Genomic DNA, 18852 nt, shown 5'->3' with positions numbered 1-18852 from the left:
GCTATGGATGCCTCTTCGGCGGCCCAATTCCGGGACGCGGTGCCCGGGGAATTCAGACTGGTCCTTGTGACCGGGCCGTCAGGCGCCGGGCGGACCACTGCCATCCGGGTTCTGGAAGATATCGGCTATGAGACGATCGACAATATTCCCCTGAGCCTGATCCCGCGTCTGCTGGAGGGGACCGCCCCTGACCGGCCCGTGGCCCTGGGGCTTGATGTCCGGAACCGCGATTTTAACGCCACCGCGCTGATCGAGCTGATCGATGGGATGGTGCGTGACCCCGGGGTCTCGCCGATGGTGGTGTACCTGGACTGCGCCTCGCCCGAACTGATCCGCCGCTATTCCGAGACCCGGCGGCGCCACCCGCTGGCCCCTGATGAGACCCCGGCCGAAGGTATCGCGCGCGAGCTGGATCTGCTGACCCCGATCCGGGTCCGGGCCGATCTGCTGATCGACACGACCGAGCTGTCGCCCCACGACCTGAAAGCCGAGATCAAGCGCTGGTTCGAGCCGGACATTTCCGGTCGCCTCGCGGTGTCGCTGCAAAGCTTCAGCTACCGCCGCGGTTTGCCGCGCGGGGTGGATATGGTCTTTGATTGTCGCTTTCTGAAGAATCCGCACTGGAACCCCGCGCTCCGCGCTTTGGACGGGCGGGACCCGGCCGTGCAGGCGTTTCTCGCGCAGGATCCGAATTTCGCCCCCTTTCTTGACCGGGTACGGGATCTGGTTGAATTTCTGCTCCCGGCTCAGGTGGGTGAGGGCAAGGCGCATCTTGCAATCGGGTTTGGCTGCACCGGCGGGCAACACAGATCGGTTGCTATAGCAGAATTGATGGGCAGTGCCCTTGCGCAGGCCGGCTGGCCGGTGTCAAAACGGCACAGGGAACTGGAACGCAAGGCCGGCGAGATGCCTGGCCCAGCTGACAAGGTGTCTGTGGCTTGATCGGGATTGTAATCGTCGCTCATGGAGGGCTGGCGCGGGAATATCTTTCCGCTGTGGAGCATGTTGTCGGCAAACAGGACGGCATGATCGCCATTGCGATTGAAGATGACCATGACCGCAACGCAAAACAGGCTGAAATCATCGCCGCCGCCAATTCGGTTGACAGCGGTGAGGGGGTCGTTGTGGTGACGGATATGTTCGGGGGATCGCCCTCGAATCTGTCCTTGCCGGCCTGTACGGCTTCGGGACGTCGCATTCTTTATGGCGCGAACCTGCCAATGCTGATTAAGCTGGCGAAATCGCGCGATATTCCTGTGCCAGAGGCGGTAGCGGCCGCGTTGGATGCCGGGCGCAAATATATCAACAGCCTTGACCTCGGCGGCGGGATCTGAGGCGGAGTTTCGACCTGGGGATTGCTCTTGAGGACTTTCAGAATCGTCAATGAGAAGGGGCTTCATGCCCGCGCCTCGGCGAAATTCGTCGAGACGGTCGAGGCGCATGACGCCCGCGCGCTTGTCTCCAAGGACGGGATGGAGGTTTCTGGGGATTCGATTATGGGTCTTCTGATGCTTGCCGCCTCGCGCGGGACCTCAATCGACGTAACGACGTCGGGCGCCGATGCGGAGAAACTTGCCGATGCATTGGAGGCCCTGGTTGCCGGGCGCTTCGGAGAAGACTATTGAGGGCTGTCTTCGTGGAATGAGGGGTCCGGTTTTCGGGCCTGTTCCGGGGAATACACGCTGAGGATCGTCGCTTCGTGACCGAGCAAAGCCCGCCCACCGCCAAACCCGCAGCGCCGGCTCCGGTGGACAGACCCTATGATATGCGCCGGCTGTCTTATGCCGGAACCTTTCGCAACCCGTTCAAGGCGAATACGATTCGCACGATTGAATGGTTTACGGCGAAGATCCGGCTTTTGTCGCTGATCCGCAGCTTCGAGAAATCAGGTGCCCCTTTTGGCGCCCCCTTCTGGCCCAAGGCGATCCGCCATATGGGCATCCGCATCGACACGCCACCCGAGGAAATCGCCCGCATCCCGAAAACCGGTCCGGTCGTCGTGGTGGCGAACCACCCCTCGGGTCTGGTCGATGGCATGATCATGGCCGAGATGATCACCCGGGTGCGGCCCGATTTCAAAATCCTCACCCGTTCTCTTCTGACCGGCATCCCCGAGGTTGAGGAATTCATGATCCCGGTGCCCTTCCCGCATGAAGACAATGCGCGCGAAGAAGGGCTGAAGATGCGCAACGAGACCCTCGCGCAACTGAAAAACGGCGGCGTGATCATTCTCTTCCCCGCCGGCAAGGTCGCGATGTCCGAGACCTGGTTCGGCCCGGCGATCGAGGCGGAATGGAATGTCTTTACCCATAAGATCGTGAAATCCACCGGCGCCACCATCCTGCCGATCTATTTCCCCGGTCAGAACAGCCGCAGCTTCCTGATCGCGAACAAGCTGTCGGATACGTTGCGCCAGGGCCTTTTGCTGCGCGAGATCAAGCGCGCGCTCTTCAAACCGCAGCGACCCCATATCGGCGAGCCGATCCCGGCGGATGAGCTGAAGAAATGGGAAGGCAATCCGCGCGGCTTCCTCGCCTGGCTGCGCGCGCATACGCTGGCTTTGGGCAAGGCGCGCTGACGCAACCCGGGCTTTCGGCCCGCGCCGGAATGGGTAAGATATGCGCCGGCTTCGCTTCGGGGCATAGTGCGGGGCATGATGACTGTTTCACCTGAGCTGCTGATCCTCGATTGCGATGGCGTGCTGATCGACAGCGAGATCATCAGCGCGCAGATGCTGGTGGCGGAGCTGGCGCAGCTGGGCGTCGAGATCGACCTCGCATATGTCGCCCGCCATTTTCTGGGGCGCAGCTATCCGACGGTGATGGCGACGATCCGTGCTGATTTCGGCCTCGATCTGCCGCCTGAATTCGAAACGGGCTACCGCGAGGCGCTGCTGGCCGCGTTCAGGCGCGATCTGCGCATCATGCCTGGCGTGGCGGCGATGCTGGACCTGCTGGCGGTGCCGGTCTGTGTCGCCACCTCGTCCAGCCCGCGCCGGGTTGAGACCTCGCTCGGGCTTGTGGGCCTGTGGGACCGGCTTGGCGCGGTGACCTTTACCGCAAGCGAGGTGGCGCGCGGTAAACCTGCGCCTGATCTGTTCCTTCATGCCGCAGCGCGGATGGGGGTGGCGCCTGCGGCATGTCTCGTGATCGAGGACAGCCTGACGGGTTTGCGCGCGGCTAAGGCGGCGGGCATGGAGGTCTGGCGCTTTACCGGGGGCAGTCATATGGGCTCTGATACGCCGGAAGAGCCCGAAGACGCCCGCCCGACCCGCCGTTTTGACGATTTTTCCCGGTTTTTCGACAGCGTGCCTGCATTGAGGAGACCGCAATGAGGAAACCACAATGAGCCGCGCCGATACAGAACCCAGCCTGCTTGACGATGCCGCCCGTGCCGGCTGGCTCTATTATGTCGGTGGCATGACCCAGGACCAGATCGCGGGCGAGTTGGGTATCTCGCGCCAGCGCGCCCAGCGTCTGGTCAGCCGCGCCATGGCCGAAGGGCTGATCCAGGTGCGGCTCAATCATCCGATCGGCGCCTCGATGGATCTTGCGGCGCGTCTGAAGGATCGTTTCGGGCTGGCGACCTGCCGCGTGGTGCCGGGGCTCGGGCCGGGCGCTGACCCTGCCGCAGGGATCGCCGGTGCGGCGGCAGCCGAACTGGAGCGGGTCCTGCGGATGGAGGATCCTCTGACCATCGGCTTCGGCACCGGCCGCGCGCTGCGCGCCCTTGTCGAAGCGCTGGAGCCAATGGCCGCGCCGCAACACCGTCTGGTCTCGCTGATCGGCAATATTGCCCCCGACGGATCGGCGAGCTTTTTCGATGTGGTGATGCGGCTCGCCGACCGGGTTCAGGCGCCGCATTACCCGATGCTGGTGCCTGTGGTGTCTTCGACCGCCGAGGAACGTGCCGAATTCCATGCGCTTGGCCCCGTCAGGCGGGTGCTGGAACTCGCGCGCGGCGCGGATGTGGTCTTTGTCGGCGTCGGCCAGATGTCGGATGACGCGCCGCTGCACCGGGACGGATTTGTCAGCGATGCCGAATTGCGCGAGATGCAGGCGGCGGGCGCCGCAGGCGAGGTCGCGGGCTGGGTCTTTGATTCGGATGGCCATTACCTCGATTTCGGGATCAACACACGCACCGGTGGCCTGAGGGTAGACCCAGGCCTCTCCCGCCCTGCCATCGGTATTGCTGCGGGTGCATCCAAGGTGCCGGGCATCCATGCCGCGCTGAAGTCCCGCATAATCAATGGTCTCGTCACCGATTCCCCCACTGCCGAAGCCCTGTTGTCGCGCGGCTGAGCCGCCTGTCACCCTCGCAGCTGCGGCGGAGGAAAGGGATTGACGAAACACCCCTGAATATGAGCAATTGATCACAATGCGATGAATTGCTCATTTAAGGCGCTTCAGACGCAGCCAGGGAGGATTACCAATGAAATTGTCGCACCGCGCCATGTTTGGCGCGACGGTTGCTCTCGCCCTTTCCGGGGCGGCGATGGCCGAAACCACCATCACCGTCGCCACTGTGAACAATGGTGACATGATCCGGATGCAGGGGCTGATGGATGGGTTCTACGCGAAACATCCCGACATCAGGGTCGATTGGGTGACGCTTGAGGAAAACGTCCTGCGCCAGCGCGTCACCACAGATGTGGCTACCAAAGGCGGCCAGTTCGACGTCATGACCATCGGCACCTATGAGGCCCCGATCTGGGGCAAGCAGGGCTGGCTGGTGCCGCTGAATGATCTGCCCGCCGATTATGATGTGGATGACCTGCTGCCGGCGATCCGGGGCGGGTTGACCGTCGACGGCAATCTCATCGCCGCGCCCTTCTATGGCGAAAGCTCGATGGTGATGTATCGCACCGACCTGATGGAAAAGGCCGGGCTGACCATGCCGGACGCGCCGAGCTGGGCCTTTATCAAAGAAGCCGCCGCCGCGATGACCGATAAATCGAATGAGGTCTACGGCATCTGCCTGCGCGGCAAGGCGGGCTGGGGCGAGAATATGGCCTTCCTCTCGGCCATGGGGAACAGCTTCGGCGCGAAGTGGTTCGACATGGACTGGAAGCCGCAATTCGACCAGAAGCCCTGGAAGGATACGCTGGATTTCTACCTTGATCTGATGGGCAATTATGGCCCCCCCGGTGCGGCGAATAATGGGTTCAACGAAAACCTCTCGCTGTTCCAGCAGGGCAAATGCGGCATGTGGATCGACGCGACCGTGGCGGCGAGTTTCGTGACCAATCCGGCGGAATCGACCGTGGCCGATAAGGTCGGCTTCGCACTGGCACCCGATAACGGGCTGGGCAAGCGCGGCAACTGGCTCTGGGCCTGGAACCTTGCAATCCCTGCGGGCACGCAGAAGGAAGAGGCCGCCAGGACCTTCGTCGCCTGGGCGACCAGCAAGGACTATCTCGCGCTGGTGGCGGAAAAAGAGGGCTGGGCCAATGTCCCCCCGGGCACCCGCCAGTCGCTTTACGACAATCCGGAATATCAGAAACTGCCCTTTGCGAAGATGACGCTTGAATCGATCAATGCGGCCGATCCGAACAATCCGGCGGTGGATCCGGTGCCCTATGTCGGGGTGCAATTCGTGGCGATCCCGGAATTCCAGGGGCTTGGTACGGCGGTCGGGCAGATGTTCTCGGCGGCTCTGGCGGGGTCTGATACGGCCGAGGGCGCGCTGGCCAAGGCGCAGGCCTTTACCACGACCGAGATGACCCGCGCGGGCTATATCAAGTGATCGGTTAAAAGGTTCCTCCCGGCGGGGCTGCCTTCTTTACGCGGCCCCGCCACCTTCTTCCCCGTATTTCAGGACCACATCATGGCGACCGAACAGTCCAGGACGGCTGCGCGTCTTATGGTCTCTCCGGCGGTTATCCTGTTGTTTTTGTGGATGATCGTGCCGTTGGGCATGACGCTTTACTTCTCATTCCTGCGCTACAACCTCCTGATGCCGGGGATGGAGAGCTGGACCGGGTTCGACAATTATTACTATTTCATCACCCAGCCCGCCTTCTGGCCAGCCCTGACCAATACGCTGCTTCTCGTGCTGGGCGTGCTGGCGATCACGGTGGTCGGAGGCATCGCACTTGCCCTGTTGCTGGATCAGCCGTTCAGGGGCCAGGGCGTGGTGCGGGTCATGGTGATTGCGCCCTTCTTTGTCATGCCGACCGTGGCCGCGCTGGTCTGGAAGAACATGTTCATGAACCCCGTGAACGGGATGTTTGCGCATCTCTTCAAGGCCGTGGGGCTACAACCCTTTGATTTCCTGAGCCATGCGCCGCTGGCCTCGATCATTCTGATCGTCGCCTGGTCCTGGCTGCCTTTTGCGACGCTGATCCTTCTGACCGCGTTGCAAAGCCTTGACCGCGAGCAGATGGAGGCCGCCGAGATGGATGGCGCCGGCTGGCGCAGCCGGTTCTGGCACCTGACCCTGCCGCATCTGACACGGCCCATCACGGTCGTGATCCTGATCCAGACGATTTTCCTGCTTTCCGTCTTTGCCGAGATCCTCGTCACCACCAATGGCGGGCCGGGCACGGCGTCGACCAACCTGCCTTTCCTCGTCTATTCGCAATCACTTTTGTCCTTTGACGTCGGCGGCGGTGCGGCCGGAGGCATCATCGCGGTCATCCTTGCCAATATCGTTGCGGTCTTCCTGATGCGGATGATCGGCAAGAATCTGGAGGTCTGAGCCATGGCGCGCAGCACAAGCCCCGCCCGGACATGGGCCGTCACCATCGCGGCCTGGACGATCGGTTTCCTGATCTTCTTCCCGATCCTGTGGATCTTCATCCTGTCCTTCCGGACCGAGGGCGACGCGATCAAAGCGCCGCTTGAGGTCCTGACCGCGCCCTGGACGATGGAGAGCTATCACGTCGTCCAGGAACGCTCGAACTACTTCCTGCATTTCATGAATTCGGTGATCATCTCGCTCGGATCGACCGTGCTGGCGCTGGTCATCGCGATCCCGGCGGCCTGGTCGATGGCCTTTGTCCCCGGCAAACGCACCAAAGACCTGCTGATGTGGATGCTTTCCACCAAGATGATGCCGGCGGTCGGCGTGCTGGTGCCGCTTTACCTGTTGTTCCGCGATTTCGGCCTGCTGGACAGCCGCATCGGCCTGGTTGGCGTGCTGACCCTGATCAACCTGCCGATCGTGATCTGGATGCTCTACACCTATTTCCGCGAGATCCCGGGCGAGATCCTCGAGGCCGCGCGGATGGACGGCGCCAGTCTGAGCCGCGAGATACTCTATGTCCTGACCCCTATGGCGGTGCCGGGGATCGCCTCGACCATGCTTCTGAACATCATCCTGGCCTGGAATGAGGCCTTCTGGACATTGCAGCTGACCACCAGGAACGCGGCCCCCCTGACGCAGTTCATCGCCAGCTATTCCAGCCCCGAGGGACTTTTCTACGCGAAACTCTCGGCGGCCTCGACCATGGCGATTGCGCCGATCCTGATCCTTGGCTGGTTCAGCCAGAAACAACTCGTCCGCGGCCTGACCTTTGGCGCGGTGAAGTGAGGTAAAGAATGGGACAGATTACCCTTTCCGCAGTCACGAAAAGCTTTGGCGAAGTGAATGTCATTCCGCCGCTTGACCTGACCATCAATGACGGCGAATTCGTTGTTTTCGTGGGGCCGTCGGGTTGCGGCAAATCGACCCTGCTCAGGCTGATCGCGGGGCTTGAGGATATTTCCTCGGGCCAGGTCGTGATCGATGGCAAGGACGCGACCGATACCGCGCCGGGAAGCCGGGGGCTCGCGATGGTGTTCCAGTCCTATGCGCTTTATCCGCATATGACGGTTCGCAAGAACATCGCATTCCCGCTGAAAATGGCGGGTCTCAGCCCCGATCAGCAGAACGCAAAGGTCGAACAGGCCGCGAAGGTGCTGAACCTGACGAATTATCTCGACCGCCGTCCGGGCCAGCTTTCGGGTGGTCAGCGCCAGCGCGTCGCCATTGGCCGGGCCATCGTGCGCGAACCGGCGGCGTTTTTGTTCGACGAGCCGCTGTCCAACCTTGATGCAGCCCTGCGCGTGACTATGCGGCAAGAGATTTCCGAGCTGCACCAGTCGCTTAAGACCACGATGATCTATGTGACCCATGATCAGGTCGAGGCGATGACCATGGCCGACAAGATCGTGGTGCTGAATGCGGGGCGGATCGAACAGGTCGGATCGCCGCTTGAGCTGTATCGCCAGCCGAAGAACCTCTTTGTCGCGGGCTTTATCGGCAGCCCGAAGATGAATTTCATCACCGGGGCCGAAGCCGCGCGTGAGGGCTGCACGACGCTGGGGATCCGCCCGGAACATATCGCGGTGACGCAGGACGGGCGCTGGACCGGCGTGGTGGGCCTTGCAGAACATCTCGGCTCGGACACCTTTCTCAAGGTTCAGACCGCCGAGGCGGGCGAACTGACCGTCCGTGTCTCCGGCGAGATGGCCCTGCACCACGGCGACCGCGTCAGCCTCAGCCCGCAGGAGGGCAAGCTTTACCGCTTCGACCATGAGGGAAGGGCGCTGTGATGCGGGGTTCAGAGACGGTGCCTGACCTGTCTGTGCAAATGCCCGGCTATGACCGTAAGGCGCTGACCCCCGGCATCGTTCATATCGGGCTGGGGAACTTCCACCGTGCCCATATGGCGGTCTATCTTGATGACCTGTTCCGGCTCGGCCTGGCGCATGACTGGGCCATAATCGGCGCCGGTGTGCGCCCGGCGGATGCGGCGATGCGCGATGCCCTGCTGGCCCAGGATTGCCTTTCGACCGTGATCGAGCTGGATCCGCAGGGCCGCAGCTGTCGCCGCATCGGCGCGATGATTGATTTCCTGCCGGTCGAGCCCGGCAATGCCAGCCTGATCGCGGCAATGTCGCGGCCAGAGATCCGCATCGTCTCGCTCACGGTGACCGAGGGTGGCTATTTCATCGACCCGGCTTCGGGCGCTTTTGATCCCACGGCACCGGCTATTGTTGCCGATGCGGCCAATCCCGGCGCGCCGGGTACGGCCTTCGGCGCGATTGTGGCCGCGCTGAAGGCGCGCCGCGCTGGCGGGATCGCGCCCTTCACCGTGATGTGCTGCGACAACCTGCCCGGAAATGGCGATGTTACCCGCAATGCGGTCGTGGGCCTTGCCCACCTGTCTGACCCGGATCTGAGCACCTGGATCGACGCCACGGTCGCCTTCCCGAATGCGATGGTTGACCGCATCACCCCCGCGACCGGCCCGCGCGAACGCGCGATGGCGGCGGCGTTCGGCCTCGACGATCCGGTGCCGGTGACCTGCGAGCCCTTCCGTCAATGGGTGATCGAGGATCATTTCCCCGCCGGGCGCCCGCCGCTGGAGCGCGTCGGCGTGACCTTCAGCCGCGAGGTCCATGCCTATGAGATGATGAAGATCCGTATCCTTAACGGTGGCCATGCGATCATCGCCTATCCGGCCGGACTGATGGATCTCGAATTTGTCCATGAGGCGATGGCCGATCCGCTGATCGCGGGCTTCCTTGACCGGGTCGAGACGGAGGAGGTGGTGCCCTATGTACCACCGGTCCCGGATACGGTGATTGCCGGGTATTACGAGGTGATCCGGCAGCGGTTTTCCAACCCCGAAGTGGCAGATACCACGCGGCGGCTCTGCCTTGACGGGTCGAACCGGCAGCCGAAATTCATCATTCCCTCGCTGCGCGACGCGCTGGCGGCGGGCGGGTCGGTGGAGGGGCTGGCGCTGGTCTCGGCGCTCTGGTGTCGCTATTGCGCCGGGGTGACTGACAGCGGCGCCGTGATTGCGGCGAATGATCCGGACTGGGATCGGCTGACGGCGCTGGCGCAGCAGGCCAAGGCTCAGCCCGACCTGTGGCTGGCACAAAAAGCGATCTATGGTGAGACCGGCCAGGATCCGCGTTTTCGTGCGGCTTTTGCACGCCATCTGACGCGCCTTTGGGCTGAAGGCACGCGGGCGGTTCTGGGCGCGTATCTGGCGCGGTAAGCTTGGGCCGGGCCCGGGATCAGCGGGTGGGAACCGGCACCTCACCGCGGTAATCGTAAAAGCCGCGCTGCGATTTGCGACCCAGCCAGCCGGCCTCGACATATTTCGTCAAAAGCGGGCAGGGCCGGTATTTGGTATCGGCAAGGCCGTCATAAAGCACGTTCATGATCGCAAGGCAGGTGTCGAGCCCGATGAAATCCGCAAGTTCCAGCGGTCCCATCGGGTGATTGGCGCCGAGCTTGAGCGCCTCGTCGATGGAACGCACATTTCCGACGCCTTCATAAAGCGTATAGACCGCCTCATTGATCATCGGGATCAGGATGCGGTTCACGATGAAGGCAGGGAAATCTTCGGCAGAAGCCGCCGTTTTTCCAAGTTTTTCCACCACGGCATGCAGCGCGCTATAGGTCGCCTGATCGGTGGCGATGCCGCGGATCAGCTCGACCAGCTGCATCACGGGGACGGGGTTCATGAAGTGGAACCCCATGAATTTCTCGGGCCGGTCGGTGCGCGAGGCGAGCCGTGTGATCGAGATCGAAGAGGTATTCGAGGTCAGGATCGTCTCGGGTTTCAGATGGGGCAGCAGCGCGTCGAAAATGGCCTGTTTCACCGTTTCACGTTCGGTCGCGGCCTCGATCACCAGATCCGAAGGGCCCAGATCGGCCAGGGTCATGGTGGTCCTGATCCGGCCCATCGCGGCCTGCCTGTCTTCGGCCGAGACCTTCCCCCGCGACACCTGGCGTTCCAGATTGCGGTCGATGATGGCGACAGCCTTTTGCAGCGAGTCTTCATTCACGTCGTTCAGCAGCACGTCATATCCGGCAAGCGCGAAAACATGCGCGATGCCGTTGCCCATCTGCCCCGCGCCTACGATGCCGACCGAACGGATATCCATGATGAGCCTCTTCCTGTTGCGGCTGTGAGATTAGGCGCGGGGGCTTGCGGGGGCAATCCCCGCTGCGGGCGCTGGCAGGTTCTGCAATGGAAAAGGGCGCCCGGGGGCGCCCTTTGTACCTTTTCTGCGTTTTGCAGATCAGAGCTTTTCTGTGAGCTCGGGGAGGATGGTGAAGAGGTCTCCGACAAGGCCGTAATCCGCGACCTGGAAGATCGGGGCTTCTTCGTCCTTGTTGATCGCGACGATGACCTTCGAGTCCTTCATCCCGGCGAGATGCTGGATCGCGCCCGAGATGCCGACCGCGACATAAAGATCAGGCGCCACGACCTTGCCGGTCTGGCCGACCTGCCAGTCGTTCGGCGCGTAGCCGCTGTCGACCGCCGCGCGGCTTGCGCCGACGGCTGCGTTCAGTTTGTCCGCGAGCTTTTCGATCACCGCGAAGCTTTCTTTCGAACCGACACCGCGCCCGCCCGACACGACGATCTTCGCCGAGGTCAGTTCAGGACGATCCGAAGCCGCCACCCGGTTTTCGACAAAGCTCGACAGGCCGGTTGCAGCCGCATCTGCCGCAGCCTCGACCGCAGCCGAACCACCTTCGCCTGCCGCTGCAAAAGCCGCCGTGCGTACCGAAAAGACCTTTTTCGCGTCCGAAGATTTCACCGTCTGAATCGCATTGCCGGCATAGATTGGCCGCTCAAAGGTTTCAGAATCGATAACGGCGGTCACATCCGAGATCACCATCACGTCGAGCAGCGCAGCAACACGCGGCAGAACGTTCTTGTTATAGGCGGTCGCGGCGCCGGTGATATGGCTGTAAGCGCCCGCGAGGCTGACCACCAGATCGGCCATCGGTTCGGCCAGGCCATTGTTATCGCTGGCATTCAGAACCTTGCTGACGCCTTCGAGCTTTGCTGCAGTCGCCGCAGCCTCTGCCGGGCCTGCGACCAGAAGATGCACTTCGCCCAGAGATTTTACGGCCGTCAACGTTTTGGCAACCGAATCGGTGGCAAGCTGGCCTTCGTTCACATCTGCAATCAGGAGAACAGCCATCAGATCACCCCCGCTTCATCTTTGAGTTTCGCCACCAGCTCATCGACCGAGGCGACGCGCACACCCGCCTTGCGGCCGGCCGGTTCCGTGGTTTTCACGACCGTCAGACGCGGGGTCACATCGACGCCATAGTCAGCCGGGGTCTTCACCGCCAGCGGCTTCGCTTTGGCCTTCATGATGTTCGGCAGGCTTGCGTAACGCGGCTCATTGAGGCGCAGATCGACGGTGACGACCGCCGGCAGGCTGACCTCGATGACCTGGAGACCGCCGTCGACCTCGCGGGTGACGCGGGCCTTGTCGCCCTCGATCACCAGTTCCGAAGCAAAGGTCGCCTGGGCCTGGCCAAGCAGCGCCGCCAGCATCTGGCCGGTCGCGTTCATGTCGTTGTCAATCGCCTGCTTGCCGGCCAGGACCAGGCCGGGGGCCTCTTCCTTCACCACGGCCGCCAGAAGTTTCGCCACGGCGAGCGGCTCGATATCGGTATGCACGTCAGACGCGGCTTCGATCAGGATCGCCCGGTCCGCGCCCATCGCCAGCGCGTTGCGCAGGGTCTCCTGCGCCTGTTTGACGCCGATCGAGACGACCACGACCTCGGTTGCGATGCCCTTTTCCTTCAGGCGGATCGCTTCTTCCACCGCGATCTCGTCAAAGGGGTTCATCGACATCTTCACATTGGCAAGATCGACACCCGAACCATCCGCCTTCACACGGACCTTCACGTTGTAGTCAATCACCCGTTTGACAGGCACGAGGACCTTCATGCGGTAAATCTCCATTTCTGGGGGCGTTCGCACGCCCCTCACAAGCTCCCGCCAGGAGTGTTATCGCAGGGGGAAACGATTCTACAGCAAAAAGCGACACGTCCCGGACGCACTGCGTCGCGTTACTGATGCGTCTTTTCGATCAGATGGGGGGAGGGGGCGATCAGCCCGCCGCGCCATTCGGCCCGGCATCGCCACGTGTCAGGCCAGGCACCCAGAGAACATCCGACCGACCATCATCATTGGCAATGCGCCCGGCGACGAAAAACCAGTCCGACAGACGATTCAGATATCGTACTGCATCGGGGTTCACATCCTCTTCGCCGGCAAGCTCTACTGCCAGCCGCTCAGCGCGGCGGCAGACCGTGCGGCACAGATGCAACTGGGCCGCGAGCGCCGATCCTCCGGGCAGGATGAAGCTGCTCAAGGGCGTCAGCCGGGTGTTCATCGCGTCGATCTCGCGCTCCAGCCTGTCCACCTGGGCCGCAATCATCCGCAGCGGCGTATAAGAGAGGGTCTCGTCCAGATGCCGGTCCGGCGTCGCAAGATCGGCGCCAAGATCAAAGAGATCGTTCGAGATCCGGGCCAGCGCCAGCGCCACTTCGCCTGTCGCATGCAGCCGGGCAAGACCGACGGTCGCATTGGTCTCATCTACCGTGCCATAGGCCGAGACGCGGGTTGCATGTTTGGGCACCCGCGCGCCATTCGACAGGGCTGTTTCGCCCTTGTCACCGGTGCGCGTGTAGATTTTTGACAGAACGACCATGTTTCCTCCCTGACCTTGCGCGCGCCCGCCGCCTCAGCTGCCTGAATGCCGGTACCAGGCAAAGGCGACCAGCAGGATGACGGCGATGAACTGAGCGATAAGGCGCCAACGCATGATCTTATTCGCGTTGCGCCGGTTGAAATCACCACCTTTGGCGAAGGTGCCAATACCGAAGATGAGGATCGCGGCGACGACAAGTGCAGCGAAGGCCGCGAGGAGGAAAAGGGGATCTCTCAACATGGTGTGCTCTTTCTGTGCGCCCGGCGGCACAACAGTGCCACGGGTGAAAGCCTAAAGTGCAATGGGCGGAATGCGAAGGGTGAAACTGCCGTTTCAGCCTTTCGCGATCAGCCAGTCCAGCATGGGGCGCGGCAACAGCCAGCGCGCGAAGGCCATCAGCCAGGTGGCTTTGGTCACGTAATACCTGGCCCTGGGGCGTGGCTTTTCCACCGCTTTCACCAGCGCCGCCGTCACCGCCGAAGGCGGCAGTTCAAAGCGGTCAGGCGCATTTTTCGCCTCGTAAAGCCGGTGCAAAAGGGTGCGATATTCGTCGGAACGCGCGGAATTCTCCCAATCAACCCATTTCTCGAAATGGGGGATCGAGTTTTCGCGGATGCGCGAGGTGACCGGGCCGGGCTCGATCAGCACGACGTCAATTCCGGTGCCGCGCATCTCAAGGCGCAACACATCGGTCATTCCCTCCATCGCGAATTTCGTTGCCACATAGGCGCCGCGCCATTTCATCGGCACCAGCCCCAGCACCGAGGAGCAATTGACGATCCGCCCGACACCGGCGGCCCGCATCAGGGGGATCACCCGGCGCGTCAGGTCATGATAGCCAAAGAGATTGACCTCGAAGATCTCGCGCAGGGCGCCGCGCGGCAGGTCTTCGATCGCGCCGGGGCAGGCGAAGGCGCCATTATTGAACAAAGCGCCAAGCCGGCCGCCATTGCGTTCGTGGATCTCGTCGATGGCGGCCAGGATGCTGGGCTCATCGGCATAGTCCAGGCGGAAGCTCTCGAACCCCTGTTCGCGCAGCCTTTCACAATCGGCCTCCTGGCGGCAGGTAGCGAAGACGCGCCAGCCGCGGGCCTTCATACCCTGCGCCGCATCCAGCCCGATGCCAGAAGAACATCCGGTGATGAGAATCGATCTGTCCATTGCTCTGCCCGTCTTTTTTCCAAAGCCTTAGGGGCAAAGACCGGGCAGCGTCAAATGAAGATCGGGCAGAGGGTCAAGCAGGGGCACGCCCTGCCGGCGATCAATAGGCGTCGGTCAGGAAGCGCGAGGCGACATAGCCATAGATGCCGTCGCCTTCGATCGCCACCTCGACCCATTCCGAATCGACCGCGCCGATCACGCGGACGGCTTCGCCCTCGGAAAGGCGGCCGACAACCGAAGAATCGGTCGAGGGGCCAAGCCGCACATTGACCGAGCTGGCTGAAACGGTGCGGATATCCCCGTTCATCGCCGCCCAGTCATTGGAAAGGCCGTCATAAGAGGGGCTGTCATAGCCAGCGGACGGATCGGGAGAAAGCGCCCCGCCATCGGTCGGATCGGCATAAAGCGAGGGTTCCGCCATGGCGGGCGCAGCCGGGGCCGACATCTCTGCGGACCCGGTGCCCGTAGCATCAAGTGTCGCCATGTCGCCGCTGGGATCAGGCAATGAAGACAGGGTGAAAACGGGCTTTGGTGCCGGCGCTGCGGGCTCGGCCTTCGGCACGCTCGCGATTGCAGGGGCTGCAGCCAACTCGACCGGCGGCGGCAGATCTGTGGCGGAGAGCTGGACACGCTCGGGCTCGGGCGCGACGGTGACCGTGGGCGAGAAGGTGCGGGTGACCAGCACGATCTCTTCTCCGGTCGCGACCGCACGGGCGAGACCAGGGCGCATCTGGCCCTTATCCTCGCCGGCGACCAGAAGGGTAACGAAGATAGCCGCAGAAAGCGGCAACACGTAGCGCAACATTGGCAGACTTTCGGAATTTGGCAGCAGAACCCACATTCTAGCACAGATCAGGGTGAAAAATCAGCAGCAAAATCCAAATGCCGGGCGCAGGCCGCGCGTTGTCGCGCGAAAACCGACTGGACCAGAACCGGGCCGCAGCCTAGACAAGATGCATGTCCGACGAAGATGACGATCACAATTCCCTGGGTGCAACCGAAGTCGAGCCGCTTTCGCGGGCGATTGGCGAACGGTATCTGACCTATGCGCTGTCCACCATCATGCATCGGGCGCTGCCCGATGCGCGGGATGGGCTGAAGCCGGTTCACCGGCGAATCCTTTATGCGATGCGCGAGCTGAAGCTCTCGGCGACCGGGGGGTTCCGCAAATCCGCCAAGATCGTCGGCGATGTGATGGGCAATTATCACCCGCATGGCGATGGCGCGATCTATGATGCGATGGCGCGCCTGGCGCAGGATTTCAACGTCCGCTACCCGCTGGTCGACGGCCAGGGCAATTTCGGCAATATTGACGGCGACAGCCCTGCAGCGTCGCGCTACACCGAGGCGCGTCTGACCGCGCTGGCCGAGACCCTTATGGAGGGGCTGGCCGAGAACGCGGTGGATTTCCGCCCGAATTACGACGGCACGCTGGAAGAACCCGTCGTGATGCCGGCGGCCTTCCCGAATCTGCTTGCAAACGGATCTTCCGGTATCGCGGTCGGCATGGCCACGAATATCGCGCCGCATAACCTGGATGAGCTGATCCGCGGCTGCCATGCGATGCTCAAAGACCCGGAGATCAGCATTGACGGGCTGATGGAGCATATCCCCGGCCCCGACTTCCCGACCGGCGGTGTGATCGTCGAGCCGAAAGAGTCGATGCGCGAGGCCTATACCACCGGGCGCGGCGCCTTCCGCATCCGGGCGAAATGGGAGATCGAGGATCTGGGCCGGGGCGCCTGGCAGATCGTCGTGACCGAGATCCCCTATCAGGTGCAGAAGTCGAAGCTGATTGAAAAGCTGGCCGAGGTGATCCACCTGAAAAAGGTGCCGCTTCTGGCCGATGTGCGCGACGAATCCGCCGAGGATGTCCGCGTGGTGCTGGAACCCCGCGCCCGCAATGTCGACCCCGAGATGCTGATGGGGATGCTCTATCGCAATTCCGATCTCGAGACGCGGTTCAGCCTGAACATGAACGTGCTGATCGATGGCCGCGTGCCCCGCGTCTGTTCGCTCAAAGAGGTGCTGCGGGCGTTTCTTGATCACCGCCGCGAGGTGCTGCGCCGGCGCTCGACCCATCGGATCGAAAAGATCGACCACCGGCTCGAGGTGCTCGAAGGCTTTATCATCGCCTATCTGAACCTTGATCGGGTGATCGACATCATCCGCTATGACAGCGACCCGAAAGCCGCGCTGATGGCCGAGCTCTGGGGCGGAACCTATCCGCGCGCGCTGTCGGAAAAGGACTATAAGGCGCCAAAACCGCGCAGCCCCGGCGATCTGACCGAGGTCCAGGCCGAGGCGATCCTCAATATGCGGCTGCGGTCTTTGCGCCGTCTCGAAGAGATGGAGCTGCGCGCCGAACGCGATGCGCTGATCCTGGAGCGCGCGGGGCTCGCGGATCTGCTGGCCTCGGATTCGAAGCAGTGGACGCGGATTGGGGAAGAGCTGGAAGAGATCCGGCGGAAATTCGGCAAGGACTGGGTGCATGGCGCCCGCCGTACTGCCTTTGCCGATGCCGGTTCCGTCGAGGAAGTGCCGTTCGAGGCGATGATCGAGCGCGAGCCGATCACAGTGATCTGTTCCAGACTGGGCTGGATCCGCGCGATGAAGGGCCATGTCGATCTGGCGGCGGAACAGAAATTCAAGGATGGCGACGGGCCGCGCTTCGCTTTCCATGCCGAGACCACTGACAAGATCCTGCTGGTGGCCGAGAATGGCCGCTTCTTTACGCTGATCGGGGCCAATCTGCCTGGCGGGCGCGGTATGGGTGAACCGGTGCGCCTGATGGTCGATCTGGCGAATGACACCGATATCACCGATCTGATCCTCTATCGTCCGGGCGAGAAATACATGCTCGCCTCGACGGCGGGCGATGGTTTCGTGGTGCCCGCCGAAGAGCTGCTGGCGCAGACAAAGGCGGGCAAACAGGTGCTGACGGTGAAGGACGGGGTGAAATCCGCGATGTGCCGCAAGGTGAGTGGCGATCATGTCGCTGTGGTGGGGGAGAACCGCAAGCTGCTGGTCTTCCCGCTGGTACAGCTCCCCGAGATGGTCAAAGGCAAGGGTGTCAGACTGCAGAAATACAAGGATGGCGGTCTGTCGGATGCGATCACCTTTACCCTGGCCGATGGTCTGAGCTGGAAAGACCCGGCCGGCCGCACCCGGCTCGAGACCGATCTGAGCGAATGGATCGGCGCCCGTGCCGGGACCGGCAAGATGGCCCCGCGCGGCTTCCCCCGCGACAACCGGTTCAACTGAAGCGCGGCCGGAATTTTATCGTAAAATTCCGGCCAAATTCCTTTGCAAGGAATTTGTCTTCTGGCGGGCCGGTCGCGTGCGGGTTTGCCTGTTGCCTCTGGCTCGGCTATCGGTTGGGCGTCTCAAACGGAGTTCTGCTTTGTACCTGCGCGGATTTGCCTCTTTCGCCCTTGTTTGCTCGCTGGCTGCCTGTGGCGGCAAGGCAGATCTGAACGAGCCTCCGATGCCCTTCGGCGATTTTGTGCTGGGCCATAATATCATCGTGGCAGACAATGTGCAGAAAGTGCCGATCTCGCGCGATGCGACGCCCGAGGAATGGCAGAAGGTGATGCAGAAGGCGGTCGATGATCGCTTCGGGCAAAAGCGTTATCAGGGCAGCCGGATCTACAATATCGGTATCTCTGTCGATGGCTATGCGCTCGCCCCTCCGGGAATCCCGGTCGTTGCCGCGCCGAAATCCGTGCTCGCCATCACCGCCAATATCTGGGACGACGCCAGGGCGAAAAAGCTCAATGACGAGGGTAAAAAATTCACCATTTTCGAGGGGCTTTCGGGCGAGAGTGTGATCGGCACAGGTCTGACCCGCACCAAGGCCCAGCAGATGGAGGCGCTGAGCTATAATGCCGTTCAGAAGATCGAGGCCTGGCTTCTGGAACATCCCGATTGGTTTGGCCTGACAAAAGACGAACAAAAAGAATTGCTTGCCGCACGTGATGCCGAGATTGAAGCGGCAGAGGCGAAGCCTGCCGAGGATGATGCCCCGGATCCGGCCGCCGCCGCGACCGCAGCCGCTTTGCCCGCCGGCAAGGGCAAGGCCGCTGGCAAGGGGGCTCCGAAGGGGTGACGCGATGGGCGCGACACCAACGGACACTTGATTTTCCCCGTCACCATCGTTAAGTCGCCGCCCGAGTGAACCAGGGGTTTCCCGTGAGGGGGGCTCCGCAGAGCAAGGGCGGCCAGG

General features: G+C 62.4%; 20 protein-coding genes. 13 read left to right on the top strand and 7 right to left on the bottom strand.

Going from position 1 to position 18852, the window contains the following annotated elements; all coding sequences use genetic code 11:
* Window positions 1–3 precede the first annotated feature (3 nt).
* The 11 genes from rapZ (at window position 4) to M3484_RS21410 (ending at window position 9994) form a co-directional block, all read left to right on the top strand.
* A complete protein-coding gene (gene rapZ / locus M3484_RS21460; RefSeq protein WP_249499170.1) occupies window positions 4–942 on the top strand; it encodes an RNase adapter RapZ in 939 nt (312 codons plus the stop codon).
* The gene (locus tag M3484_RS21455; protein ID WP_092899282.1) at window positions 939–1334 is read left to right on the top strand and encodes a PTS sugar transporter subunit IIA; all 396 of its coding nucleotides are present in this window, start codon (window positions 939–941) and stop codon (window positions 1332–1334) included. The genes rapZ and M3484_RS21455 overlap by 4 nt, the downstream gene beginning before the upstream one ends.
* Window positions 1335–1361: 27 nt before the next feature.
* Entirely contained in the window at window positions 1362–1625 is a 264-nt protein-coding gene (locus M3484_RS21450) for an HPr family phosphocarrier protein (RefSeq protein WP_249499169.1), read from the top strand.
* 74 nt (window positions 1626–1699) lie between these two features.
* Complete coding sequence (locus M3484_RS21445) at window positions 1700–2578, top strand: lysophospholipid acyltransferase family protein (RefSeq protein ID WP_249499168.1); 879 nt, start codon at window positions 1700–1702, stop codon at window positions 2576–2578.
* A 78-nt stretch (window positions 2579–2656) separates the two neighbouring features.
* Window positions 2657–3334 carry an HAD family hydrolase gene (locus tag M3484_RS21440; protein WP_092901972.1) on the top strand — a complete coding sequence of 226 codons (678 nt, stop codon included), beginning with the start codon at window positions 2657–2659 and terminating at the stop codon, window positions 3332–3334.
* Window positions 3335–3344: 10 nt separating this feature from the next.
* Window positions 3345–4301, top strand: a complete 957-nt coding sequence (locus M3484_RS21435; protein ID WP_092899278.1) for a sugar-binding transcriptional regulator — start codon at window positions 3345–3347, stop codon at window positions 4299–4301.
* A gap of 130 nt (window positions 4302–4431) precedes the next feature.
* Complete coding sequence (locus M3484_RS21430; RefSeq protein WP_249499167.1) at window positions 4432–5745, top strand: ABC transporter substrate-binding protein; 1314 nt, start codon at window positions 4432–4434, stop codon at window positions 5743–5745.
* An 81-nt stretch (window positions 5746–5826) separates the two neighbouring features.
* Window positions 5827–6699: a carbohydrate ABC transporter permease gene (locus tag M3484_RS21425; protein ID WP_092899274.1), complete on the top strand. Its 873-nt coding sequence runs from the start codon at window positions 5827–5829 to the stop codon at window positions 6697–6699.
* Window positions 6700–6702: 3 nt separating this feature from the next.
* Window positions 6703–7533 (top strand): carbohydrate ABC transporter permease, encoded by an 831-nt coding sequence (locus M3484_RS21420; RefSeq protein ID WP_092899272.1) that lies wholly within the window; start codon window positions 6703–6705, stop codon window positions 7531–7533.
* Between the two features lie 8 nt (window positions 7534–7541).
* Entirely contained in the window at window positions 7542–8537 is a 996-nt protein-coding gene (locus M3484_RS21415) for an ABC transporter ATP-binding protein (RefSeq protein WP_249499166.1), read from the top strand.
* Window positions 8537–9994 carry a mannitol dehydrogenase family protein gene (locus M3484_RS21410; RefSeq protein ID WP_249499165.1) on the top strand — a complete coding sequence of 486 codons (1458 nt, stop codon included), beginning with the start codon at window positions 8537–8539 and terminating at the stop codon, window positions 9992–9994. Before M3484_RS21415 ends, M3484_RS21410 begins: the two co-directional genes overlap by 1 nt.
* 19 nt (window positions 9995–10013) lie before the next feature.
* Here the strand turns inward: M3484_RS21410 and M3484_RS21405 are convergent, their stop codons facing one another.
* The 7 genes from M3484_RS21405 to M3484_RS21375 form a co-directional block, all read right to left on the bottom strand.
* Window positions 10014–10889, bottom strand: coding sequence for a 3-hydroxybutyryl-CoA dehydrogenase (locus tag M3484_RS21405; RefSeq protein ID WP_249499164.1), 876 nt, complete (start codon window positions 10887–10889; stop codon window positions 10014–10016).
* 138 nt (window positions 10890–11027) lie between these two features.
* On the bottom strand, window positions 11028–11939 hold the full coding sequence (locus M3484_RS21400; RefSeq protein ID WP_249499163.1) for an electron transfer flavoprotein subunit alpha/FixB family protein: 912 nt from the start codon (window positions 11937–11939) through the stop codon (window positions 11028–11030).
* On the bottom strand, window positions 11939–12700 hold the full coding sequence (locus M3484_RS21395; RefSeq protein WP_249499162.1) for an electron transfer flavoprotein subunit beta/FixA family protein: 762 nt from the start codon (window positions 12698–12700) through the stop codon (window positions 11939–11941). The genes M3484_RS21400 and M3484_RS21395 overlap by 1 nt, the downstream gene beginning before the upstream one ends.
* 163 nt (window positions 12701–12863) lie before the next feature.
* Window positions 12864–13466 carry a cob(I)yrinic acid a,c-diamide adenosyltransferase gene (locus tag M3484_RS21390; RefSeq protein WP_249499161.1) on the bottom strand — a complete coding sequence of 201 codons (603 nt, stop codon included), beginning with the start codon at window positions 13464–13466 and terminating at the stop codon, window positions 12864–12866.
* Window positions 13467–13499: 33 nt separating this feature from the next.
* The gene (locus M3484_RS21385) at window positions 13500–13706 is read right to left on the bottom strand and encodes a twin transmembrane helix small protein (protein ID WP_092899260.1); all 207 of its coding nucleotides are present in this window, start codon (window positions 13704–13706) and stop codon (window positions 13500–13502) included.
* Between the two features lie 93 nt (window positions 13707–13799).
* Complete coding sequence (locus tag M3484_RS21380; protein WP_249499160.1) at window positions 13800–14627, bottom strand: SDR family NAD(P)-dependent oxidoreductase; 828 nt, start codon at window positions 14625–14627, stop codon at window positions 13800–13802.
* Window positions 14628–14727: 100 nt separating this feature from the next.
* Window positions 14728–15432 (bottom strand): SH3 domain-containing protein, encoded by a 705-nt coding sequence (locus M3484_RS21375; protein WP_249499159.1) that lies wholly within the window; start codon window positions 15430–15432, stop codon window positions 14728–14730.
* Between the two features lie 152 nt (window positions 15433–15584).
* On the opposite strand from M3484_RS21375, the gene M3484_RS21370 reads away from it, so the two are divergent.
* The gene (locus tag M3484_RS21370; protein WP_249499158.1) at window positions 15585–17891 is read left to right on the top strand and encodes a DNA topoisomerase IV subunit A; all 2307 of its coding nucleotides are present in this window, start codon (window positions 15585–15587) and stop codon (window positions 17889–17891) included.
* A gap of 139 nt (window positions 17892–18030) precedes the next feature.
* Window positions 18031–18735 carry a hypothetical protein gene (locus M3484_RS21365; protein ID WP_249499157.1) on the top strand — a complete coding sequence of 235 codons (705 nt, stop codon included), beginning with the start codon at window positions 18031–18033 and terminating at the stop codon, window positions 18733–18735.
* Window positions 18736–18852 lie beyond the last annotated feature (117 nt).

The sequence above is a fragment of the Pseudomonas sp. GX19020 genome (assembly GCF_023371075.1).
In the GTDB taxonomy this organism is placed as follows: Bacteria; Pseudomonadota; Alphaproteobacteria; order Rhodobacterales; family Rhodobacteraceae; genus Pseudogemmobacter.
Note: the sequence above shows the minus strand (reverse complement) of the source record. Positions and strands in the feature narration are given on the sequence as shown.